At 36.8% G+C, this 24,796-nt stretch carries 22 protein-coding genes and 1 pseudogene; 1 reads left to right on the top strand and 22 read right to left on the bottom strand.

Going from position 1 to position 24,796, the window contains the following annotated elements; all coding sequences use genetic code 11:
• Nucleotides 1-75: 75 nt before the first annotated feature.
• From BN52_RS00390 to BN52_RS00340, 11 genes and pseudogenes are all read right to left on the bottom strand, one after another.
• Nucleotides 76-345: pseudogene (locus BN52_RS00390) on the bottom strand (peptide ABC transporter substrate-binding protein); the annotation flags it as partial.
• 222 nt (nt 346-567) lie between these two features.
• Complete coding sequence (locus BN52_RS00385; protein ID WP_008472032.1) at nt 568-2,337, bottom strand: oligopeptide ABC transporter substrate-binding protein; 1,770 nt, start codon at nt 2,335-2,337, stop codon at nt 568-570.
• A 252-nt stretch (nt 2,338-2,589) separates the two neighbouring features.
• Nucleotides 2,590-3,510 carry an ABC transporter permease gene (locus BN52_RS00380; protein WP_008472031.1) on the bottom strand — a complete coding sequence of 307 codons (921 nt, stop codon included), beginning with the start codon at nt 3,508-3,510 and terminating at the stop codon, nt 2,590-2,592.
• A gap of 15 nt (nt 3,511-3,525) precedes the next feature.
• Nucleotides 3,526-4,485, bottom strand: coding sequence for an oligopeptide ABC transporter permease (opp4B, locus tag BN52_RS00375; protein ID WP_008472030.1), 960 nt, complete (start codon nt 4,483-4,485; stop codon nt 3,526-3,528).
• A gap of 2 nt (nt 4,486-4,487) precedes the next feature.
• The gene (locus BN52_RS00370; protein ID WP_008472028.1) at nt 4,488-5,468 is read right to left on the bottom strand and encodes an ATP-binding cassette domain-containing protein; all 981 of its coding nucleotides are present in this window, start codon (nt 5,466-5,468) and stop codon (nt 4,488-4,490) included.
• Nucleotides 5,469-5,471: 3 nt separating this feature from the next.
• Nucleotides 5,472-6,488, bottom strand: coding sequence for an ABC transporter ATP-binding protein (locus BN52_RS00365; RefSeq protein ID WP_008472026.1), 1,017 nt, complete (start codon nt 6,486-6,488; stop codon nt 5,472-5,474).
• A 123-nt stretch (nt 6,489-6,611) separates the two neighbouring features.
• Nucleotides 6,612-6,854: an acyl carrier protein gene (gene acpP / locus BN52_RS00360; protein WP_008472025.1), complete on the bottom strand. Its 243-nt coding sequence runs from the start codon at nt 6,852-6,854 to the stop codon at nt 6,612-6,614.
• 19 nt (nt 6,855-6,873) lie between these two features.
• Entirely contained in the window at nt 6,874-7,872 is a 999-nt protein-coding gene (gene plsX, locus BN52_RS00355) for a phosphate acyltransferase PlsX (RefSeq protein WP_008472024.1), read from the bottom strand.
• A 17-nt stretch (nt 7,873-7,889) separates the two neighbouring features.
• Nucleotides 7,890-9,929, bottom strand: a complete 2,040-nt coding sequence (gene recG / locus BN52_RS00350; protein ID WP_008472023.1) for an ATP-dependent DNA helicase RecG — start codon at nt 9,927-9,929, stop codon at nt 7,890-7,892.
• A 5-nt stretch (nt 9,930-9,934) separates the two neighbouring features.
• Nucleotides 9,935-11,599: a DAK2 domain-containing protein gene (locus tag BN52_RS00345; protein WP_008472022.1), complete on the bottom strand. Its 1,665-nt coding sequence runs from the start codon at nt 11,597-11,599 to the stop codon at nt 9,935-9,937.
• 20 nt (nt 11,600-11,619) lie between these two features.
• Nucleotides 11,620-11,982, bottom strand: a complete 363-nt coding sequence (locus BN52_RS00340; protein ID WP_008472021.1) for an Asp23/Gls24 family envelope stress response protein — start codon at nt 11,980-11,982, stop codon at nt 11,620-11,622.
• Between the two features lie 166 nt (nt 11,983-12,148).
• Here BN52_RS00340 and rpmB point away from each other — a divergent pair, with 166 nt between their 5' ends.
• Nucleotides 12,149-12,334 carry a 50S ribosomal protein L28 gene (gene rpmB / locus BN52_RS00335; RefSeq protein WP_008472020.1) on the top strand — a complete coding sequence of 62 codons (186 nt, stop codon included), beginning with the start codon at nt 12,149-12,151 and terminating at the stop codon, nt 12,332-12,334.
• A gap of 135 nt (nt 12,335-12,469) precedes the next feature.
• On the opposite strand, the gene BN52_RS00330 is transcribed toward rpmB, so the two are convergent.
• From BN52_RS00330 to recN, 11 genes are all read right to left on the bottom strand, one after another.
• Complete coding sequence (locus tag BN52_RS00330; protein ID WP_008472018.1) at nt 12,470-13,168, bottom strand: thiamine diphosphokinase; 699 nt, start codon at nt 13,166-13,168, stop codon at nt 12,470-12,472.
• Nucleotides 13,165-13,824 (bottom strand): ribulose-phosphate 3-epimerase, encoded by a 660-nt coding sequence (gene rpe, locus BN52_RS00325; RefSeq protein ID WP_008472017.1) that lies wholly within the window; start codon nt 13,822-13,824, stop codon nt 13,165-13,167. Before rpe ends, BN52_RS00330 begins: the two co-directional genes overlap by 4 nt.
• 13 nt (nt 13,825-13,837) lie before the next feature.
• The gene (rsgA, locus tag BN52_RS00320) at nt 13,838-14,734 is read right to left on the bottom strand and encodes a ribosome small subunit-dependent GTPase A (protein WP_008472016.1); all 897 of its coding nucleotides are present in this window, start codon (nt 14,732-14,734) and stop codon (nt 13,838-13,840) included.
• Entirely contained in the window at nt 14,734-16,713 is a 1,980-nt protein-coding gene (gene pknB, locus BN52_RS00315) for a Stk1 family PASTA domain-containing Ser/Thr kinase (protein WP_008472015.1), read from the bottom strand. Before pknB ends, rsgA begins: the two co-directional genes overlap by 1 nt.
• Entirely contained in the window at nt 16,714-17,457 is a 744-nt protein-coding gene (locus tag BN52_RS00310; protein ID WP_040473261.1) for a Stp1/IreP family PP2C-type Ser/Thr phosphatase, read from the bottom strand. It abuts the gene before it with no gap.
• A 3-nt stretch (nt 17,458-17,460) separates the two neighbouring features.
• Nucleotides 17,461-18,792 (bottom strand): 16S rRNA (cytosine(967)-C(5))-methyltransferase RsmB, encoded by a 1,332-nt coding sequence (gene rsmB / locus BN52_RS00305; RefSeq protein ID WP_008472013.1) that lies wholly within the window; start codon nt 18,790-18,792, stop codon nt 17,461-17,463.
• The gene (gene fmt, locus BN52_RS00300; protein ID WP_040473258.1) at nt 18,782-19,723 is read right to left on the bottom strand and encodes a methionyl-tRNA formyltransferase; all 942 of its coding nucleotides are present in this window, start codon (nt 19,721-19,723) and stop codon (nt 18,782-18,784) included. The genes rsmB and fmt overlap by 11 nt, the downstream gene beginning before the upstream one ends.
• 10 nt (nt 19,724-19,733) lie before the next feature.
• Nucleotides 19,734-22,124, bottom strand: a complete 2,391-nt coding sequence (gene priA / locus BN52_RS00295) for a primosomal protein N' (protein WP_008472009.1) — start codon at nt 22,122-22,124, stop codon at nt 19,734-19,736.
• Between the two features lie 83 nt (nt 22,125-22,207).
• A complete protein-coding gene (gene rpoZ / locus BN52_RS00290; RefSeq protein ID WP_008472008.1) occupies nt 22,208-22,408 on the bottom strand; it encodes a DNA-directed RNA polymerase subunit omega in 201 nt (66 codons plus the stop codon).
• A 3-nt stretch (nt 22,409-22,411) separates the two neighbouring features.
• Nucleotides 22,412-23,026, bottom strand: coding sequence for a guanylate kinase (gene gmk / locus BN52_RS00285; RefSeq protein WP_008472007.1), 615 nt, complete (start codon nt 23,024-23,026; stop codon nt 22,412-22,414).
• Nucleotides 23,027-23,116: 90 nt separating this feature from the next.
• Nucleotides 23,117-24,793, bottom strand: coding sequence for a DNA repair protein RecN (recN, locus tag BN52_RS00280; protein ID WP_008472006.1), 1,677 nt, complete (start codon nt 24,791-24,793; stop codon nt 23,117-23,119).
• Nucleotides 24,794-24,796: the final 3 nt, after the last annotated feature.

Raw genomic sequence — 24,796 nt, 5'->3', positions numbered from 1 at the left:
ACGTTTTAATTTAAGAATGAATTTAATCTGCGGGATCATCAACCAAGAACTGGCTATCTAGTTTCGCAGTAACTCTAATGATTCAGAACCATACTGAGACACTTCTGTATCGATTGCTGAAGTTGCTAGTTCATCGTTAAAGATACCGGTAAATGGAGTATCAGTTTCGATAGCCACCTTAACTGTACCACCATCTTTAGCTGTCTTAACTGGCACAGTATCCTTAAATTTTGAAGCAGTTTTTGATTCATCTGCTGTGTTATTTCCTGATTTGCCACATGCTACTAAAGTTAAAGCAACCGTGGATAAAAGTGTTAACCCTGCAAAAATTTTAGTTTTCCGCATAAATTGTCCTCCAATTTTAATTGGAGCAAGTTGATAAATAATATTTTAACATTTTGATCATTATATTACAAATCATGAAAATTTATGGTATAGTCCACTTTAATTTAATAAATGAAAAAGACCCGATTATCTCAATCGGATCTAATTTCTTAAGTAATTGTTATGTATATAGTGTTAGTTATAGGATTAGTTATATTGTTATTTTGGAGTTATTAGCATCTCTTATTTGGCAAATCCAACATTAAACCATACGGAGTTACCCTTTGATGGTTTAGTGGAGTAACCAGTCAACTTGCTGTTTACAGCAGTAATACCGTAATTATTGTTCATTGGAACAACGAAAGCTTGATCATTCATGTACTTTTGCCACTTGTGGAAGACTTCGGTACGATATGCACGATCAAATGATTTTTCGGAATCCATATCCTTAATAAGCTTAGTGTTCTCAGGGGTTACAAAGCGTGCCATGTTAAACGGTGCATCCTCACCATACAAGTCGTTTTGTGATGGTTCACTTGATAAGCTCCAAGCTGCAACGTATGCGTCGATTGATGGATCATCATTTTCAACCTTGTCATAGAATGAGTTGAATTCCATTAAACGATCACCAGTAAGCTTAACGTTTAAACCAACCTTCTTCCATTGTTGAATATAGTTTTGCATGATGGCTTCAGCATTAATACCACCTGACATAGCTGCCAAATGAATTGTTAAAGGCTTGCCGTTTGGTTGAACACGGTAAGTACCCTTCTTCTTGTAACCTGCTTTATCAAGCAATTCATTAGCTTTCTTAAGATTTTGTGGGAATCCTTTCAAACTACTATCGTAGAAATCACCAAACTGTTGAGGAATCAAAGTCTTAACTCTGAAACTCAAGCCATGGTTGTAGTGACTGTTAACTTCATCGATATTCATTGCATAAGCCATTGCTTGCCGCAAAGCCTTATTGTTCATTTTAGCATTAGGGTTCATAACGTTTTTATGCTTATTCTTATCAAACTTACCAACCTTAAATGCTAAGTAACTGTAGCTCAATGGAATATTTGCGACAAAATCAACACCTTTGGTTGACTTTACTTGATTCCATTGTGAGTTAACAACATCTGCAATATCAAATTTGTGGCTCTTTACAGCTTGGGTAGCTGATTTCGTTGAAATTACAGAGATAACGATCTTATCAAGTTTTGGTTTACCTCTCCAGTAGTATTTGTTTGGAACCCAAGTTACTGATTGACCACGAACGATCTTAGAAACTTTATAAGGTCCAAAGAAGATTGGGCTCTTTCTTACTTGATCAGAACCCTCAAGTTTACTAAATGGTACATCCTTCATGTAATGATATGGGTCAGCCCATTCTAAGAAGTAGCCATTACCTGATTGAGTCATACCTGGGGTCATCCTCTTAAAGTGGATAACCATCGTACGGCCATTTTCACCATCAGGTAATTTCAAACCTGAAATAGTCTTAGCCTTTCCTTCATGGTATTCTTCCATACCAACAATATTTGCTAAAGAACCGGTATATCTTTGTGATTTTGCCGCTTTATTTGCAACTACTTCATAAGGATATTCCAAATCTTTGGCAACTACTTGCTTACCATCTGACCATTTAACACCCTTTTTAATGGTGATTGTAATTGTCTTTGCATTCTTATCTAATTTGAAAGTGGCTGGACCATTGCTAGTAATCTTATATGAATCAGTCACGTCAAACAATGACTCATTACCAAATTGCATTACTTGACTGTCATAGTTGTCAGTAGATAACCCATTTTCAAAAATTCCAGTAAATGGAGTATCAGTTTCCAAGGCAACATTAATTGTGCCACCTTGTTTAGTAGCTTTTTTAGGTGTTTCAGCAGGGAACTTTGAAGCTTCCTTTGCACCTGAATTGTCATTTTTGCTAGTGTTGCTACTCTGACCACATGCTACTAAAGTTAATGCGGCAGCAGTAACAACACCAATAGAACCTAAAAATTTAGTAGTCTTCATAAAATACTTACCCCAATCCTAAAAGTTTATTTAAAGTATTTTTTGAAACAAGTTGATGATTTAATAATATCATCTCTTATGAAAAAATCAATAGTTTTATGAGATGTTTTTGAACTAAATATTTTTATTTAATAACGTAATCCACTATTATGTTCAATATTAATTAAGCGTAAATTGAAATAATGTAATTTTTTATACAAAAAAATCCTATCAAAGCATTGCTCTGATAGGATTTTTGAATGTTTATTAAAATTAATTTTCTCTTTGTCTTGCGTCACCAGCACGTTGCAAAGCACGACCAACGTAGTTAATACTTAATGAAATAATCAGCAACATGATTGTCGCAGGCAACCATAGCCATGGACGGTTAATAACGTTAACTGGATCGTCTGCAAATCCAATTAAAGTACCGAGTGATGGTGTAGTAATTGGTAGCCCGTAGCCTAAGAATGACAAGGCCGTTTCGATACCAATGTTACCGGCAACCATCAAAACAACATCAATGATGATCATTGAAGTAATGTTAGGCAAAACTTCACGGAACATAATCTTTAAGTTGCTTGAACCCGAAGTCTTTGATGCCAAAACGTAATCTCTACCACGTTGCGATAAGATAAATGATCTAAAGTATCTCGCAGTAGTTGTCCAACCGAACATTGAAATCAAAAGTACTAAAGTTACAGCATTGTAGTGAGGAATAACAGTTACCAAAACAATGATAATTGGCATTTGAGGCAAAATTTGAATAAAGTCAACTATTCTCATGATAATTGCATCAACAATGCCACCATAGTATCCAGATACCAAACCTACAATCAAACCAGTAACTTCAATAATTGCAGTTACGGAAAGACCAATCATAATTGAGTTTCTACCACCCATTAAGAGTAGCTTGAAAATATCACGTCCACCATCATCAGTTCCAAGAAGGTGACCACCTTGACCCCATCCCATATAACTATCGATGATGTTAATTTCTGTAACCTGATCCTTGTTTAAGAATAAAGAACCACCAAAAGTAAGAATTAAAATTAAAACAATTAATCCAAATGCTACTAAGGCAACTTTATCCTTAACAATTTCATGCATTATAATTCTGAATCCAGAAGGTGGAAGTGATGCCTTAGGCTCATTTTTGACATTTGCTTGCTTCTTTTTAGTTTTATCAGCCATCTTATACTCCTCCTTCTACTGAATTCTAATACGTGGGTCAATAATACTCATGATGATATCTGACAATAAGTTACCGATTAAAGTCAAGATACCAAAGATCAAGATCAACGCGGTTAAAGTTGAATAGTCACGTTGAGCAATTGAATCTAAGAACAACTTACCCATTCCTGGATAACTGAACACCATTTCAATCATCATTGAACCACCAAGTAAACCAGTAATGGTATTACCTAAAAAGGCAGCAATTGGCAAAAGTGAGTTACGAAGAATGTGTTTGTTAAATACTACACTTTCAGGAACACCTTTACTTCTTGCAGTTCTTACATAATCTTCAACCTTGTTATCTACAATACCTGTTCTCAAGTATTGAACTGTTCCAGTAGTAGTAATCAAAGCATACAAGATTGCTGGCAAAATCATATGGTAGAGACGACTTCCTAATACTCCAAAGAAACCAGAAGCATTAGCAGAAACTGAACCTGAAATTGGGAACCAACCCAAAGTAAATCCAAACAACCAAATACCTAAAATATAGAATACGAATCCTGGGATCGCAAAAGTAATATAGTTGAAAATTTGTACAGCTGTATCTTGCCATTCATCTTGGTGTCTACCAGCAGTAATTCCCAAAGGAATCGCAATTGAATAAGTCAAGATAGTAGTCAAAAGTGACAACCAGAAAGTATTAGCAGCTCTATCAGCAATCAATGAAGTTACAGCAACGTGTTGGATGTAACTTGTACCAAGATCACCATGGAATAAATTACCAACCCATCTACCATATTGGATGTACCATGGATCAAACAAACCAGCCGCACGTTTTAATGCTTCAATTTGTTTTGGATCAGTGTTTGGGTTAATTGATCCAGTAAATGGGTCACCTGGCATCATCTTAGCTAAGAGGAAGACCAGTAAACTCAAAATGATCAATTGAGGGATCATGATTAACAAACGACGTAAAACGGTTTTCCACATGCTTAATCACGCTCCTTTTCTTCTTCAGAAATTGCATCTTGAACTTCATCTTTTGGAATTGCAACAAAGTGATTTGGTGCCACTTCTTGTAATGGGAATACTCGGCCGTCTTTGTCGTACCACTTAGATTGGTTTTCTTCAAATTCTTTTTCGACCTTTTCACGTTGAAGCTTGTGAGCATCACGATTTTCAACATCTACTTGAGGAATTGCTGAAAGCAATCTCTTAGTATAGATATGAATTGGATGCTTGTAGATTTCTTCTCTACTACCTAGCTCAACCAAGCGACCACGGTGCATGATCGCCAAATTTTCTGACATGTGCTTAACCACACCTAAGTCATGGGAAATGAATAGATATGCAATGTTGTATTGTTGTTGAATGTGCTTCATGAAGTTTAACACTTGAGCTTGAACTGATAAGTCCAAAGCTGATGTAGGTTCATCTGCAACAATTAATTTAGGATTTGTAGCAACTGCTCTAGCAACACCAATTCTTTGACGTTGACCACCTGAAAATTCGTGAGGAAACTTGTAAATTGCATCACTAGGCATCCCAACGATATCAAGCAATTCCTGAACACGATCTCTTTCTTGATCAGTAGTTAAGTTTTCAAAGTTTCTGATTGGTTCAGCGATAATATCTTCAATTCTCTTTCTAGGGTTCATACTTGACATTGAATCCTGGAAAATCATTTGTACGTCTTTATTGTAGTTAAGGCGTTTACGATTTGAAGCCTTAGTAATATCTACACCCTTGTATAAGATTTGACCGCTAGTTACTTTTTCAACACCAACAATTGCCTTACCAGTTGTTGACTTACCTGATCCTGATTCTCCAATCAAGCCATAGGTTTCACCTTCATTAATGGAGAAGTTAACTCCATCAACGGCACGAACATAGTCGGTAATTCGGTTCCAAAAACCTGATCTAATCGGATAGTGAATTTTTAAATCTTTAATTTGTATTATTTCTTTACCCATAGCTTATTCCCCACTTACTGCTTCTTCATTTTCAAAGTGGAATGTCTTCCAGCAAGTACATCTTACAAAGTGCCCCGGTTCTACTTCATGAATTACTGGATTTGCCTCATGTGCGCTTTCGGGAATCCAAGGAATTCTTGCAGCAAAACGGTCACCCGTTCTTGGCATGTTCTTCAAAGAAGGAACAGTTCCATGAATTACATGCAAATCTTCATCATCGTCATCACTCTGTGGCATTGAGTTTAAAAGTGAACGAGTATATGGATGTAATGGATGTTCAAAAATTGTCTTTACATCTGCACGTTCTACGATTTGGCCAGCATACATAACTGCAACTTCATCAGCAGTTTCTGCAACAACCCCAAGGTCGTGAGTAATCAAAATAATTCCTGAGTGAATTTGCTTTTGAATATCTTCAAGTAAGTCAAGGATTTGCGCTTGAATAGTAACGTCTAAAGCAGTAGTTGGTTCGTCTGCAATAATAACTTCTGGTTTACATGCAATTGCCATAGCAACAACAACTCTCTGACGCAAACCACCAGATAATTCATGCGGATACATCAAATACATTTCTTCAGGTTTAGGCATACCTACCTGATTAAACAATTCGATTACTCGAGCATGACGAGCAGCTTCATCCATGTTCGTGTGGTAATACAAAGTTTCAGCAACTTGGTCACCAACACGCATTAATGGATTTAAACTTGCTAGTGGATCTTGGAAAATCATTCCAATCTTATCGCCACGAACTTTATTAAATAATGATTCATTCAATCCAACTAAATTCAATTCGTTGTAAAGAATATCTCCTGTTACTTTAGTATTTTTATGATCATATAAACCAATTATACTTGATGCAATTGTACTCTTACCGCAACCAGATTCGCCTACAATAGCTAAGATCTTATCACGCTTCAAAGTAATATTGACATCATCGGCAGCATCATAAAATTTCCCTTGCAAACGATAAGCCGTATGCAAGTGTTGAATATCTAATAATAGATCACTCTGCTTCTCCAAGGGTCATTCCTCCATCTCATACAGCGTTTTGAAATTAAAACGTGCTTAAGTTCCTTAATTTAATTTCTAATTATAAACATAAAGCCGCTCTCTTGCAAACTAAGAACGGCTTTTTTTTGAAATTTATTTTTGATGTGCCTTGATATACGCTACTGCGTCGCCCACTGTTTTAATTTTTTCTGCTTCTTCATCTGGGATTTCAGCACCAAATTCGTCTTCTAATTGGAGGATAAATTCTACCAAATCGATCGAATCTGCGTCTAAATCATTAGTAAAATTTGTATCATTAGTGATTCCACTTTCATTGATATCAAAATTTTCTGAAATTAATGAGCTAATCTTGGAAAAAATCTGATCTTCTGTCATTTATCAAAACATCCTTTCTCTATTTGCCAAACTCATTTTTAAAATCGGAAATTAGATTCTCTTTTAAAATTTTATCCACTTGTTTTAGGGTATAATAAATCGCTCTTGCGCCAGAACGACCATGGGTCTTGACAACCGGGGCATTTACGCCAAGCAAAACGGCACCGCCATGTCTTGCAGTGTCATATTTTTGACGCATTTCATTAATTCCCCCTTTTATCATTAAAGCACCTAATTTGGTAAAAAGTCCATTATTTAGCAAACTATCTTTCAGAGAATGTAATAAAACGCTGGACATCCCTTCGATGCTCTTTAATGCAACATTGCCACTAAAACCATCAGTAGCAACCACATCAGCCTTGCCTGTCATTAATTCATTGCCTTCAATATTACCAATAAAATTAAGACTGCCTTCAGCTAATAATTGATAAACTTCTTGATGAAGGTCATCACCTTTATCGCTTTCCGCACCATTATTCAATAGCGCAACTCGTGGATTCTTGATACCACGAACTTTTTCAGCATAAAAAGTGCCCATTTTTGCCCATTGCAAAATGTATTCTGCCTTTGATTTAGCATTAGCACCAACATCAATGATGTTAAATTCGTTATTATAACTACTTGCTGGCAAAGTAGGCATCAAACCAGGACGAGCAATTCCTTTAATCCGTCCAATGATAAAAATACCACTTGCTAATAAAGCACCCGTGTTTCCTAATGAAAGTAGGGCATCAGCTTTACCTTGCTTAACATAGTTAGCGGCTACAACCATAGATGAGTCTTTTTTTGAACGAATGGCCTTAACAGGCTCATCCTCGTCAGCTATTACTTCAGTTGTATTTACAATAGCAAGTTGATCATCCAATTGCTCTGCAGGAATCAAAGCTTTGATTTTAGCTTCATCGCCAAATAAAACCATTTTCGTCTCTGGGAGTTCAGGTTTTACTTTCAAAACTGCATCGACAATTGCTTTTGGAGCATTTTCTCCACCCATTGCATCAATGGCAATTGTTCTCATTCACATCACAATCTTTTCTATAGTCTATTTTGTTCTAATTGTTTATATTGTAGCACGTCTTTGATAACTTTATGATTTTTATCAGTTAATTCTGGATCAGCTTTGATGATGTTTTCAGCGACTTCTTTAGCTACTACCATCGTATTATAATCATTTACTACATTACCGATTTTGAACTCTGGGAGCCCAGATTGAGCCTTACCAAATAAGTCACCTTCACCTCTCATTTTCAGATCTTCTTCGGCCAATTTAAAACCATCAGTCGTACTTGCAATAATTCGCATACGAGCTTTACCAGAATCAGTTTTGGGATCAGCGATAAAAACGCAATAACTTTGCGTATTTCCTCGGCCAATTCGTCCCCTCAACTGATGTAATTGACTCAAACCAAAATGATCAGCATTGTAAATGACCATCATATTAGCATTAGCTACGTCAACCCCAACTTCGATAACGCTAGTAGTAACTAAGATATCGGTATTACCCGCAGCAAAATCACTCATAATGTCATCTTTTTGATTTCCTGGCATTTGTCCGTGAAGCAAAATTACTTTTTTATCAGGAAAATCTTTACTCAGATTCTCATAAAGTGTTTCTGCATTTTTTAAATCCAATGTTTCAGATTCCGAAATCAACGGCGTTACGGCATATATTTGAAATCCCTGTGCTAATTGTTCGCGCATAAGTTGATAGACATCTGCCATTTGATTGCTAGTCTTCCATTCAGAAATAATCGGTTTTCTTCCTGCAGGAGAATGCCTAATCTCAGAAACCTTCATTTCACCATAAACGGTTAACGCTAATGTTCGCGGAATCGGCGTTGCCGTCATTGCTAAAATGTCAGGACGATCGCCTTTATTAATCAAAGCTTGGCGCTGGGCTACTCCAAACCGATGTTGTTCATCAATAATTACCAAGCCTAATTTTTTAAAAATAACGTTATCTTGGATCAAAGCATGCGTTCCAATTACCACATTAATCGTACCATCCGTTAATTCACGATATATTTCTCGACGTTCTAATGCTTTAGTATTTCCAGTTAATAAAGCAACCCGAACACCTAAAGGCTTTAAAAGCTGCTCTATTTTATAGAAATGCTGCGTCGCAAGTATTTCTGTCGGTACCATTAAAGTCGCTTGATATCCTGCTGTAATTGCAGCATAAATTGCATAAACCGCTACAACTGTTTTACCTGAACCAACGTCCCCTTGTAATAAACGTCGCATTTGCGATTGACTGTGCAAATCTGCGTATATCTCATTAACAACTTTTTTCTGATCAGGAGATAACTGAAACGGTAAGGAAGCAGTTAACTCAGCAATTTCATTTAAATCATAATTTTTACTCTTGCCACCTACTTTTTGTTGACCTTGATAAGTTAGCTGTGCTAATTGTAATTGGAAAATAAAAAATTCACGGAAAATCGCGCTTCTTTTTGCCAATTTGGCCTCTTGGGCACTTTTAGGATGGTGCATAGCATATACTAATTGCTGTTCTGACATCAATCGATATTTCTGTCTTATTGCTAAAGGAACTACATCTTCTAGTTCAGAAAGACCAAATTCGATTGCCTGATCGATTAAGCTCAATAATTTCTTCTGCCTAATATTTTTGCTAACAGAATAAATTGGAGCCATGCCACTATCATTTTCTTTTTTTGCTACTAATTTGAAGGCAGTCATGCTTTGCTTGGCCAATTCAAACTTGCCATACACTGCAACCTCTTTTCCAATTTCAAGCTGCTTGGCAAGCCATGGCTGGTTAAAAAAATTGACCATGATAATTTCATGGTCAATTCGCAATTTAAAGCTCACACGGCTTTTTTTATAGCCAAATCGATTAACATATGGCTGAGTGGCTACAAGTCCTTTTAATAGAACCTTTTGTCCATCCATGATTTGATCAAGTGGCAAAGTTTGCAATTCGTCATAGCGAAAAGGGAAGTAATATAGTAAATCGTAGATACTATATATTCCTAGGCCCCCCAAATCAGCAGCAGTTTTAGTGCCCACACCTTTTAAATCGGTAACAGCCGCAAATAATTTACTGTTGCTCATTGTTATTATTCCACTGAAACTAAGAAATTATAAACTGGTTGACCACCATCGTGTATTTCAAATTCAAGATCGTCGTGCTTAGCTTCAAGTTCGGCTTGTACTTTTTCAGCCTGGCTTTGATTTGCATCACGACCAAAGATAATTGTGACGATCTCCGCGTCCTCGTTTAACATCTTTTCGACAGTTTCAACTGTAGCACTAATCAAATCAACATTATCAACTTTAATCTTGCCATCAACAATACCAAGGTAGTCATTCTTGTGAACTTCTACATCATCAATTTGAGTATCACGGTTAGCTTGAGTGATTTCACCTGAAATTACCGTCTCAAGATTTTCAGTCATCGCTTCGACGTTTTCCTCAACCGAATTATCAGGATCAAAGTTAAGCATTGCAGTCAAGCCTTGAGAAATTGTCTTACTTGGAACAATTCCAACTGGAATATCACTAACTTCAGCAGCTTGACGAGCAGCCATGATAATATTGCCATTGTTAGGTAAAACAATTGCTTTCTTAGCACCTGACTTTTTAATTGCGTCAACAATATCGGCTGTCGATGGATTCATAGTTTGTCCACCTGAAATAATTCGGTTTACGCCTTGGCTTTCAAACAACTTGCGTACACCATTTCCTGAACATACTGCAATGACAGCAAATTCAACACTTTCTTGTTGTTCCGTTTCATCATTTACAATCGTTTCATGTTGAATTCGCATGTTATCAATTTTAATTTTGCCCAATTGACCAAATTGACTACCATATTGGAATACATCCCCAGGATGTTCAGTGTGCACATGAACCTTAACTACTTCACCATCGGAAACTGCCAATAATGAGTCTCCAATTTCAGACAAATGCTTTCTAAATTCATCTAAATTAAATGGCTTCTTGTTAGGTACGTCAGCTGTAAGATCGACCATAATTTCAGTACAGTAGCCATTAACAATATCTTTCGTTGATAATTGACTTTGTACATTAAGATCACGGTGATGCTCAGCATTGATCATTTCATCCATTTCGTCAACATCAGGTTGATAACGATCAGCAAAGTTTTCACCCATCAATCCTTCTAAAAATCCTTCATAAATGAAAACTAAACCTTGACCGCCTGAATCAACAACGCCAACTTGTTTCAACACTGGTAACAAATCCGGGGTGGTTTTCAATGCTTTTTTGGCACCATCAACGATTGCTTCCATTACGGCTTCTACGTCATCAGTTTCATTAGCCTTATTTAAACCTGATTGAGCTGCTACTCGAGCTACCGTTAAGATTGTTCCTTCTACTGGCTTCATAACTGCTTTATATGCAGTTGCAACCCCATTTGAAAAAGCATTAGCTAATTCTTGTGCATTAAGAGATTTCATCCCCTGCGTTGCTTTGTAAAAGCCTCTGAATAATTGAGAAGTAATAACGCCACTGTTACCTCTAGCTCCCATTAGCATACCTTTAGCTAAACTTTCGGTTAAATCGCCAACGTTGGCTGAAGCATTTTCGGCAACGGCTTTTGCTCCACTTTCAATAGTTAAGTTCATATTAGTCCCCGTATCGCCATCCGGAACAGGGAAAACGTTTAAGGTATCAACAAATTCTGCATTTTTTCCCATACGATGGGTGGCAACGCGAACCATATCTCTAAATTGCTTACTATCTATTTCTTTTAAAACCAATCTCAATTCCTCCGCTCATGTTATTCGTCAAGTACTTTAACGCTTTGAACTATGACATTTACGGCTTTTGTATCAATACCGAGTTGAGTCTTTAGATTGTACTTAACACTGCTTTGTACATTACGGCTTACTTCGGAAATTTTCAATCCGTAGCCAACAATTATATATACATCTACCGTAATTTCATTGTTTTCGGACTTAACGACAACACCGCGTTTATAATTAGCTCGATTTAAAATACCATCGAAGCCATCGCGAATGGCATTTTTAGACGCCATCCCAACAACGCCGTAATTGGATGTAGCTGCACCACCAACAACAGTCGCAATCACTCCGTTTGAAATATCTATCAAACCATCTTTTGTTTTGATTTTAACAGCCATATTTATCCTCCGTTATTATTGTCTTTACATATCAACTCATTTTATCATAGTACAAGGGTAAAGGTTTAGTAAAAACAAATAAAGTAAAATACTTTTTTGGTTGAATTGCAATTGATTATATGCTATCGTATTTAAGTATGAATTACACACAAAGGAGGTTTAGCAAATGGCAAAAGATTTTGTAACTGGTAAGAAGACTACTTTTGGTAACAAACGTTCCCACGCATTGAACTCAACTCGTCGTGCTTGGAAGCCAAACCTTCAAAAAGTTCGTATTCTTGTTGATGGTAAGCCAAAGCGCGTTTGGGTATCAACCAAGACTTTGAAGTCTGGTAAAGTTACTCGCGTTTAATGCGAAGAAAAGCTTATTATATCAATTTTTATAAGCTTTCTTTTTTTGTTTGAATTCAGATGAAAAAACGTTTGTGCACATTGTACAACAGAAAAACACCCTAACTAGTATTGAGTTGCTAGTTAGGGTGTTTTTTTAATTTTTATTGACTATGTGATAATAGCGATCGATATCTCTTGCTAAGATTAGACATACTAATCCAGAACTTGAGAAAGACAATTCAAATCCTTCTGACCTTGGCAAAAATTCATTTGATGAGAAGACTTTTGGATAGTCACAATTATAGTTAGCAATGTCATATCTTGCACCTCTAATTGTGAGTTCCTTTATCTCAGGGAACCAGCCTAAACCAAAATATTTATATGGCTGATATGGGATGAAATGCTTACCAGACGCATAGTATTTTATCAAATTCTGTTTATCTAAGAATTCCACTTTTTCTGCATAGGGCTTAAATTTAGGATTCAGGAGCATCATTAGATTGAGTAGCAGGTGATCCATTCGCCCACCTGTTGCTCCCAAAATCATCAGCGAAGATACTCGATATTCATCAAAAACCACCTCTAGCATCTGTTCAGAGTCCGTATAATCCTTAATTGGATTAGAATACCTAACATCTTTAACCAGATGTTCTACTTTAGCCAGCTCTTGAGTTTTTAGCGAATCAAAATCTCCTATTGCTAAATCCGGAATAAATCCCAGCTCCTGCAACAAAATACTTCCTCGATCTACGCCAACTAATAAATCATGTTGGTTTTTAGCCGATTTAAATATCTCAACTATATCCTCGGGCCATTCAGCTTTAGGCCCACCTAAAAGTGCGTATGCTTTCATTCGAGAATCTCATTCAACTTATTGACTTTACCAGCAATATTGCCATCTTTGAATAAGTATGAGCCAACCACGAATACGTTGGCGCCAGCGTCTTTAGCTAATTTAATCGTATCTGCATTAATTCCACCATCAACCTCTAATGTAATACGTGGGTTGACTTCATTTAGAATTTTTCGAGCAGTCTGGATCCTTTCAAGCGATTCGGGAATGAATTTTTGACCTCCAAATCCAGGATACACAGTCATTAACAAAACTTGTTTAACTTTATCAGCAAAATCATGTAAGACCTCGATTGGCGTATCTGGATTCAATACCAAGCCTGGCTTAAGGCCATTCGATGCCAAATAATCCAACCAATAATTAACCTGACCTTGATCCATAGCCTCATAATGAAATTCCAGTAAATCGGCTCCGGCTTGTACGAAGGCAGGGATCATATCTTTAGGATTATTACTCATCAGATGTATTTCTGCATCTGTCATTGGAAATTCTCGTTTAAAATCTTTTACCAGCTGTGGACCATACGATAGATTTGGTACGAAATGGCCATCCATAATATCGATATGGAAACGAGTAATTCCTGCTTCCGAAGCCTTTTTTATCTCGCTTTCCAAGCGCAAATTGTTGGCATTTAAAATTGATGGTGCAATAATCACAACAACATCCCCCTTACTTCAAATACTCGGGCATTCTTCCTTCACTAATTTCTGCCCTCATCGCTAAATAATTTTCATAACGACTAGCCATAATTTGTTTTTCTTCTAATAGCCGTTTTACCTCGCATTTTGGCTCTTTCAAATGTTGGCAAGATCTAAATTTACAAAATTGACTAGCTTCTTTAAATTCAACAAAATAACTAGCCAAATCAGTTAACTTAATTGGACTTAAATCGATCGCTGAAAATCCAGGAGTATCCGCTAGGAAACCTTTATTTAGACTAAATAATTGAACAACTCTAGTCGTATGCCGCCCACGATTCAATGCGCTAGAAATAGCTGCTGTTGACTGATTAGCGTCGGCTTTTAAATAATTAAGCAAGGTCGATTTACCTGCCCCAGACTGTCCAGCCAAAGTCCAAATTTGATCAGCTTCAAGCAAATCAGTCAGACTCTTATCTAGCTCATTTTTATCCAAAAATACTTGATAGCCGATTTCTCTGTAATAGGACAAGGTTTGCTCTATTTCTTTTAATTGAGCAGTATTTGCGATTAAATCTGCTTTTGATAAATAGATCGTAACTTTTACCCTTTGCCAACTAAAGAAAGTCAAAAATCGATCAAGCAATGCCACCGAAAAATCAGGTTCGACAGCTGAAATTACTAACAAGACATGGCTTACATTAGCAACTGCCGGTCGTCCAATACGATTTAAACGTGGCAAAATCTTGACTAAATAACTCATGCCCTTTTCATCAACTTGGATCTCAACTCGATCACCAACCGCTGGCTTTTGTTTATTTTGCCGAAAAACACCTCTAGCTCGCGTTCTAATTACTTCAGAATCAGTCTGAACATCATAAAAACCTGCGTTTAGGGCAATTACTGTCCCCGTTTCTTTTTCTGCCATTACTTAGTTACCTTTTCATTTAAGATAGTCTGTCCATCTCTTACTACTTTTAGACGACCATTACCATCTTTAAGAGAGAATGGAATGGAGAAATTCGTGTCTGACTTAATATACATGTCGCGATAAATATTGCTCAATGAGTGACTATCATCTTCTATATATATTTGAACGTGATTCCCCTGGTTTGCATGATTATCAGTTGCTTCTTCTCCATCATCAGTTGTTTCAGAAGGATCGTAAGTAACCGTGAACGATTTGGTTACTTCTGAATCTCCTTCCTCTTTTCCTTTAGATACAACAATCGTAATGGTTGATCCTTTTTCAATTTTAGTACCTGCTTCTGGCTTCATTGAAATAATGTTGCCCTTTTTAACGGTATCAGAAAATTCCTGATTAATCTGTAGCGTTAGATCATTATCTTTAGCATAACTTTGCGCATGTTCTAAAGTATCATTTGTCAAATCAGCCAATTTAATAGTAGGCTTATCTGGCTTAGGTTCCTTTCCTTCAGAAACAACCAAGGTAATAGTAGTTTGACTAGGTTTTACTTCAACACCAGCAGCAATGCTTTGAGAAATCACGTGACCTTCGTCAACCGTCATCGAATATTGACTCTCTCTAACAACATTAAAGCCCATCTTTTCTAGCTGAGTGGCAGCAGTTTCATAATCCTTATCCATTACATCTGGGACTTTGACCATTCCAGCACCACTTGATACTACAATTGAAACGACTTTTCCTTTTTTTACTGCATCTCCTGCTGATGGATTGGTACTAATTACCTTACCTGCATCGATACTGTCTGATTCTTTATGCGTAACTTTTCCCGTTATTAATCCGACTTTCTCTAATTTGGTTTTAGCGGATCCTTCGGACAAATTTGTTACATCTGGAACTCTTACTAACTTATTATTACGTCCTGTAAAAGCATATCCCATAATCACAACGATCAGCATTGTAGCTATACCAATAAAAACAAACCAAAGCCAATGTTTCTTGACACTCTGCCAAAATGGGACTTTATTTTCTTCACTGACCTCAGCACTATTATCAGCGCTTTTCTGATCATTCTGATTTTTGTTAAAATCTGGTAAAACTATCGTCTTATCATCATTGTAGCCATAATCAGGTTCAAAAACTGGCTCATTAGCGCGACTAGGATCTAAAGCAGTATTCAAATCCTCTTCCATTGCTTGAGCTGATTCATAACGATCGCGCGGATCTTTAGCTGTGGCTCGTAAAACGACATTTTCTAAAGCTTGTGGCACTTTAGGATCTCGTTCTCGAATTGAAGGGATTGGCTCTTGAGCATGCTTTAATGCAATTGCTACCGGGGTTTCACCATTAAATGGAACATGTCCAGTAATCAATTCATAAAGAATAATTCCCAAAGAATAAATATCTGATTGTCTAGTAACTAAGCCACCTCGAGTTTGTTCAGGCGACATATAATGAACAGATCCCATAATGGAATTGGTTTGCGTAATTGAACTTTGATTGAGCGCAACAGCAATTCCAAAATCAGCTATCTTAACATTGCCACGCTTATCCATCAAAATATTTTGTGGCTTCAAGTCACGGTGAATCACATTATGTTTGTGTGCTAAAGCAATCGCACTTAAAATCTGATCCATAATTCGTACCACTTCATCTAAGCTGAGTGGCGAATTATCTTTGATGTAATCTTTTAAATCAGGTCCATCAACATATTCCATCACCATGTACGGTAACCCCTGATCAGTGCCAACGTCTAAAACAGAAACGATATTAGGATGACTTAACTCACTGGTTGCTAGGGCTTCGCGTTGAAATCTTGATTCCGTTTGAGGTTCTTTTCTTAAGTCAAGACGTAAAACTTTAACGGCAACTTTGCGTTGCAAAATAATATCTTCAGCTAAATAGACATTAGCCATTCCGCCTTCGCCTAAGACATCAATGATTCGATAACGCTCTCCAAGCAAATAACCTTTATCGATCATTTACTTTTCCTCCCTAATCCAGATTAGACAGACAGTAATATTATCGCCGCCACCTAGTCTATTAGCTTCATTAATTAGCTTATTGCAACGATCCTTAAGAGAAAGGTCCTTAGTTGCCAAAATCTGTTGAATCTGAGGATCACTCAATGAATTAGTTAAGCCATCAGTACATAAGAGAATGATCGTCTCTTCCGATAGAGATAAGTCAGCAAATTCTGGATCAATCGTACTTGAGACCCCTAAAGCCTGAGTAATTATGTTCTTTTGTGGATGATGCTTAGCTTGTTCTTTAGTAATCTGACCCATTTTTACTAGCTCGTTAACTAAGGAATGATCTTGCGTTAATTGCAAGAATTTTCCATCAGCATAGCTATAAGCTCTTGAATCACCCAAGTGTGCAATCAAAGCTTCATTTTCAAAAGCAAAGGCTAAAACAACAGTCGTTCCCATGCCATTTAGATCGGGAAAACGATCTGCAGTTTTTAAGATCGTTTCGTTTTCCGCATTTAATTGGACTTCCAGCCACTTACGGGCAATTTTTGCTTCTGTAAAATCTGTTGAAATAAAATTATGCCCTAAATGGCTTACTGCCATTGTTGAAGCGACATCGCCACCTTGATGACCTCCCATGCCATCACAGACGATTGCTAAAGTAACATCACTTTTATTTTTAAATACTCGTACAAAATCTTGATTGCTCTTCCGTATTCTACCAATACTGGAAGCATATGCAGTTTCTATCAACATTTAACCTCGTAATTTTAACTTTGCAATAAAGAAGCCATCACTACCAAAACTATCAGGTAAAATTTTTAACATTCCTGTTTCCGTAGAAATATTCGGTAGTTCAAAAGGAAGCAATTCAAATTGAGGATGATCAGCCAAAAATTGTTCAATCACGTCTTCATCTTCCTCATGTGTTATCGTGCAAGTTGAATATACTAGCTCCCCTTTTTTAGCAAGAACTTTACTTACACTATCAAGGATGGCTAATTGTATCTGCTGTAAATTTTCTAAATCTTTCTGGCTCTTACCATACCTTATTTCAGGTTTTCGACGCAAAAGTCCCAAGCCGGAACATGGTGCATCTACTAGTATTCTATCAAATTGTTGATCAGAAAAGAATGTATTCGTTTTCTTAGCATCTAAAGCTATCGTCTTAATGCGACTAGCGACACCCATACGTTCAGCATTCTGTTTAACCAAATTTAACTTCTTAGGATGAATATCTAATGCTGTTACTGATCCAGTGGATAACCGTTCCGCTATTTGGATAGTTTTACCACCTGGTGCGCTACAGGCATCCAAAACCTGCTCATCACCTGAGAGATCAAAAACATCAGCGACTAGACTAGCTGCTTCATCCTGAATCGTAACTTTTCCATCAGCAAACAATGAATTTTCAGCAATTCCACCGTGTGCCACAATAACACTATTTGTGGCCAAATTGGAGTCTACAGGCTCGTAGCCTTGCTCATTTAGTTCGGCAAGGACCTTGTCACGATCTGCTAAATTTGAGATTCGCAAACTATTTTTAGCATTTTCGTTAAAGCTCGCTAAAATTGTCTCAGCACGCTGTTCTCCCCAATTCTCAATAAAATATTGTACTAGCCATTCAGGCATACTATCTTTAATACTCAAATAGCTTACTAGACCCACTTGCTTTACCTCTGGGAGAACAAGGCCTTTTCTAGTAAAATTACGCAATATTCCATTGACTAATTTATAACCATTCGAATGCGACTTACCATAAGCCTTAGCAAGTTTATTAGCTTCATCAAGTACGGCATTGGCTGGAATTTTATCTAAAAATATCAACTGATATAAAGACATCAATAACAGCGGTTCAAGATATTTTTCTGTCAATTTGCTTTTTAATAGCTGCTTAAGTTGATATTCCAATAATATTTTATATTGAATTGTCCCATAAACAATCTTGGTGGCTAAATTCGTATCCGTCTGATTTAACTTTACCCTATTCAATCGACTGTTTAGAGTAATATTAGAGTAAGAGTTATTCTTAAAAACACTAATTAATGTTTCTAGAGCAACAGCTCTCGCACTTTCCTTAATCGACAATTTTTTCACCTGGCACTAGTTTGCCACCCTGACCATTCAAAAAGTTTTTAATATCCATCCGTTTTTTGCCTGCAGGTTGAACTTCAAGTAAATTCAAAACCGTATTTTGTGCAAAACTAATTGCTAAACGATGATCATTAGCTACTAATGAACCTGGTTCTAAACTGGTTGAATCTTCTGCTACTTCCGCTTTCCAAACTTTAAATCGTTTCCCTGCTAACTCAAGGTAGGCACCAGGATCTGGATTTAGCGCGCGAATAAGATTGTTAGCTTCATTAGCAGTCATATCAATTGTAATTCGTTCTTGTTCTTTACTAATATTTGGTGAGAAAACGACTTTGCTCTCATCCTGTGCTTGCTTTTTAATTGTTTTATTAATGATTCCAGGCAAGGTTTCAAGCAACAAATCACGGCCCAATAAAGACAGTTTTTCAAATAAAGTGCCACTTGTATCTTCTGGAAGAATATCAATTGCTTTTTGAGCATAAATATCTCCCGCATCCATTTCTTTAACCATTTCCATAATGGTAATGCCTGTTCGTGCATCCCCGTTAAGCAAAGAATATTGAATTGGAGCACCACCACGATATTTGGGTAGTAATGAGCCATGAACATTTACTGCAGCAATTTTTACAGAATTCAAGAACTTAGTTGGTAAAAATTGACCATAAGCTGCCGTTACAATTAAGTCCGCATGTAAATTAATCAGCTCATCTAGCTCTTCTGAACGAGATAATCTAACTGGTTGATAAACTGGCAATTTGTGGGCTAAAGCCACTTTCTTTACTGGCGTTTCTTGTAAAACTTGCTTTCGGCCAACCTTTTTATCTGGTTGCGTTACAACTGCTTTAATCTTATAATTTTGCTTAATCAATTCTTCTAAAATTGGAACTGCAAAATTAGGAGTTCCCATAAAAATTATTGATGTCATTTTATACCTCTCACATTATTCTTTCTGGTTCATTATCAATATAGACATTTAAGCCATATTTTTTGATTTCCTGAGCAGCGTCTTGAATTTCATGCAACAATGCAATTAACCCAGTTTCTTTTTTATATTTTACCAGGATTTGATAATAATATTGATTTTTTAGCCGAGAAATCGCGCTTGGCGTCGGACCTAAAATAATTGTAGTTGAACTCAAACTAGACTGCAATTTTCTTCTAATTCGAAAAGCTTCTTTAGCTGCATTTTGTTCTTTAGCTGAAGCCACCGAAATTAGAATGGTGTAATAATAAGGTGGATAATTACCAGCATGGCGAACATTCATTTCGTAACGATAGAATTGCTCATAATCCTGTTTTTCAGCAAGGCGAATTGCATAATGCTCAGGATTATAGGTTTGAATGTATACTTCGCCCAATTTTTCTGCTCGACCTGCTCGACCTGCTACTTGAGTTAATAGTTCAAAAGTTCTTTCAGAAGCATTATAATCTGGTACCCACAGTCCGGTATCTGCATTAATGACTCCTACTAGCGTAACATTAGGAAAATCTAACCCTTTGGCAATCATTTGCGTACCTAGCAAGATATCTGCATCATGTGCTGCAAACTTGTCCAAAATTCGCTTATAGCTTCCTTTTTTACGAGTCGTATCAACGTCCATACGTAAGATTTTAGCATCAGGTATCAATTCTGTAAGTTCTTCTTGAACTTTCTGAGTACCACTTCCTAAAAAACGGATCTGGCGACTTTGACAATTTGGACAAGCTTGTGGAATTTTGGTAGTAAAGCCACAATAATGACATTGCATTGATGCTGTATCTTTGTGCATTGTCAGTGAAAGATCGCAATTAGGACACTTCATAACATAGCCGCACTCGCGACATAGCATAAAATTAGCAAAGCCACGCCGATTAAGCATCAAAATTACTTGTTCCCTTTTTTGTATGCGTTCCTTAATTGCTTCAATCAATTCTACGGAAAAATCAAACTGGGAACCTGCAAACTGTATTTGTTTCAGATCAATCAGCTTAACCGCAGGCAATTGCTTTTTGTTTGCTCTTTTGGTCAAACGCAATAATTTATAAACGTTTTTTTGGGCTCGAGCTCGACTCGATAAAGATGGAGTTGCACTCCCTAAAACAAGGGGGCAATCGTTGTACTGGCACCGCCAAAGCGCTACATCCCTAGCATGATATCTAGGATCGCTTTCTTGCTTATACGAACTTTCATGTTCTTCATCAATTACAACAAGGCCAAGATTTTTTAGAGGCGCAAAAACCGCACTTCTTGCACCAACAACTACTTTCACTTCACCTCTACGAATCTTACGCCATTCATCATATTTTTCGCCTTTTGAAAGTGCACTATGCAAGACCGCAACATTTTGCCCGAAACGTGCTTTAACCTGATTAACCATTTGAGGCGTTAAAGAAATCTCAGGTACTAACATCAGTGCAGTTCTTCCTTGGTTTAGCGTTTGTTCAATGGCATGCAAGTAGACTTCTGTTTTTCCACTTCCAGTAACTCCTTCAAGCAAAAACGTCCTTGCCAAATGCTCATTAATAGCTTGTGATATCTCATTAAGCGCCCCAGTTTGCTCATCATTTAACTGAACTCTTTTAGCTTTTGGGATAATATCAGCTTCAGGATCTCGATAGACTTCTACGCTATTCTTCTTTAACCAGCCTTTTTTTACTGCATTCGATAAAACACTTGTAGTGATTTGTAAGGCAGATTCAATTGCTTCCTGCGTTTTAGGATAATTTGAAGCATCTTCAATCATATCCATTAATAATTGCTTTTGCTTCACAGCATTCTGCCTTAATGAATTATATATTTTTTCGTATTCGTCAGTTTTTTCGGTAAGACTATAGGTATTGATTGTTTTAGCTTTAGCCTGATTGCCCACGACATATTCAACTTTAGCCTGACCATTCTTTAGTAACTTACGGTAATATGCATTCATTTTTTCATCGGTTACTTTATTTAAATCAATGGCTTCTCCCTGAAAAATCGGAAGCTTAGCTGTTATTTCATCAGTTGGAGTGAGTAATTTTCGATAGTTAGCCCGCATTACTGCAGGCAACATAGTTTTTAGAATAGAAATCCGATAAGTGAAAATTTTATTGGCCAAAGCTTTTGATAATTCAACTAACTCTTGAGTCAAAGGTGGCTGTTCATCGACTACTAATAGCAAATCTTTCAATTTACCCTGATATTCGCTATGATCTACGATTCCAACGACAAAGCCCTGTAATTTTCGAGGACCAAAGGGTACAAATACTCGTGATCCAAGTTCGACTCCTTCTAATTCATCGGGAATATGATATTCAAATATTCGATCGGTCTGTTTAGCTGCAATATCGACTATTACTTGAGCAATCATTGAATCTTCCTTCCTTAGCAAAAACAGGCTGGGACTGACCCAGCCTGTTTTAAACTATAAATAGCTAATATAAATTACGCTAATTATTCACCTTCAACTGTAACCGTGCCAGCTTCAATTTCTTCTAAAGCACGACCTACCGCTTTATCACAAACAAATTTACTTAAAGTTGGTGGGTCTCCGGCTTCAAGTTGATGAGCACGCTTAGCAGCCAAAACTGATAATGAATAACGTGAATCAACTTCAGCAAGTAATTTATCAATTGATGGATATGTAACTCTCATAAACTAATCCTCCATTACCATTTTACGATAGTCGTCAATAACTCTTTTTACACTGACATGTTCAGCATCAACAATTGCTTTAATATGATCAACTGCATTAGCAACAGTATCATTCACTACTGCATAATCATAATCTTGCATTACCAAAATTTCTTTTCGAGCTTGTTCTATTCTACCAAGGATAACCTCCTCAGATTCAGTACCTCGATGTTCTAAACGTAAATGAAGCGTATGCAAATCTGGTGGCGTAAGAAAAATGAAAACTCCATCTGGCATTTTTTCTCTTACTTTTTGAGCACCATTAACATCGATTTCCAATAATACGTCCTTGCCTTCTTCCAGCATCTTCTTGACTGGTGCTAATGGCGTACCATAATAATTGCCAACATAATTATTATATTCTAAAAGTTCACCGTCGTTAATTGCTTGTTTAAATCGTTCTTCAGTCACAAAATAATAATCTTTTCCATCTACTTCACCTGGACGAGGCTTTCTTGTCGTCATTGAGACAGAATATTCAAATGGAAAAACTTTCTTTTCAACGATTGCGCTTTTAACTGTTCCTTTTCCAACACCAGAAGGACCAGATAGGACTAGTAATAAACCTTTATCTGCCATGCCAAACTCCCCTACAAAATGCTAATATGTCTATTTTGCACTAAGCTAACACTATTTTCAAGTTTTGAAACGCTATAATCTGAAATTAAACTATTTTTTAAAGCTCTTCATTAAGTCAACTGCATTTTGCTTAGCAGCATCAGTGACATCACTTCCGGCCATCATTTGGGCAATTGCAGTTATTGTTTCTTCTTTTGATAACGGACCTACCTGGGTAAAGGTTGCACCATCTTTAACTTCTTTGGCAACTAAGTATCTCTGATCTCCAGCTGCCGCTACTTGAGGTGAGTGGGTAATAGCAATAACCTGCTTTATTTCCCCAATTGAGTGCATCTTGCGACCGATCGCGGCAGATACTCGACCGGAAACCCCAGTATCAATTTCATCAAAAATCATTGTCCCCACGGGCTCAACCTTACTAAAGATTGACTTCAAAGCAAGAATCAATCTAGACTGTTCACCACCTGATACAATCTTTACAAGTGACATCAATTCTTCACCAGGGTTAGGAGCAATCAAGAAAGTAATATTATCGGTCCCTTTAGGGGTAAAAGTTTTAGTTTCTTCAAAGTTGATTGAAAAACGGGCTTTTTCCATGTAAAGATCAGCTAATTCATTCTTGATTTGTTTTTCCAAAGATCGTGCTAAAAGTTCTCTCATACTATGTAACTTGTTAGCTTTTTCGGTTAAGCGATTCTCAATTTCAGCAACTTGAGACCGTAATTTTCCTTCATCTAATCCTCCGGTCTCAAACTGACTTAATTCAGCTTGCACTTTTTGATAAAAATCAAAAACATCTTCTAAACTCGGACCATATTTTTTCTTCAAAGAATTCAAAGTATCTATCCGATTAGTAACATATTGAAAATGTTCTTCATCAAAATCCATCTGATCCATCAAGTCAGATAATTCACTACGCGCATCTCCCAAAGCGTAAACTGCTTCATCTACAGTTTTGCTAAAATCCTTAAATTTGCTACCATAATTTCCTAAATTGTTTGCTGCTTCTTGGGCATCGTTCAGAAGCGTATCTAGACCATGCTCATCATCGTCATACAATTGCATAAAATAATTGGCAGTATCAGCAATCTTTTGGTAATTATTTAGCTCATTGAATTCTTCTTCTAGCAATTCATCTTCGTGAGGATCTTTTAAATTAGCCGCTTCTAATTCATCGTGTTGGAATTGTAAGATATCCTGTTTTTGTGCTAATTCTTGAGAATTTTTACGCAATTGCGTTAACTGTGCCGTTAGTTTTCGCCACTGTTCATAATCAGTTTGATAATCAGCTAACAAGTTTTTGAATTCAGCATCAGCATAATTATCAACTAAATCAATTTGTCGTTCTTGATCCATTAAAACCTGCTGATCATTTTGCCCATGAATATCAACTAAGTAATTACCAATCTCGCGTAAAACATTAATTGTAGTTAATTGACCATTGATACGAACCACGTTTCGACCTTTAGCCGCTAATTCACGACTGATCACCAATTGATCATCATAAGGTAAGCCATATTCTTCACATAATTCAGCAATTTTAGCTTTTTGGTCTTCTGGTTCAAACAAGCCTGTAATAACTGCCTTGCTTTCCCCTGATCTAATCATCTCTTTTTGACCACGACCACCTAATAACAGTGAGACGGCATCAATCAAAATCGACTTACCAGCACCGGTTTCTCCGATCAAAACAGTCATATGTTCTTGAAATCGCACTTTTAGGGTCTTTATGATTGCGAAATTTTTTATATCTAGTTCAACTAGCATCTT

Source organism: Lactobacillus gigeriorum DSM 23908 = CRBIP 24.85, assembly GCF_000296855.1.
Taxonomy (GTDB): Bacteria; Bacillota; Bacilli; order Lactobacillales; family Lactobacillaceae; genus Lactobacillus; species Lactobacillus gigeriorum.
The sequence above is the reverse complement of the archived record's forward strand: the minus strand, read 5'-3'. Positions and strand labels throughout refer to the sequence as shown.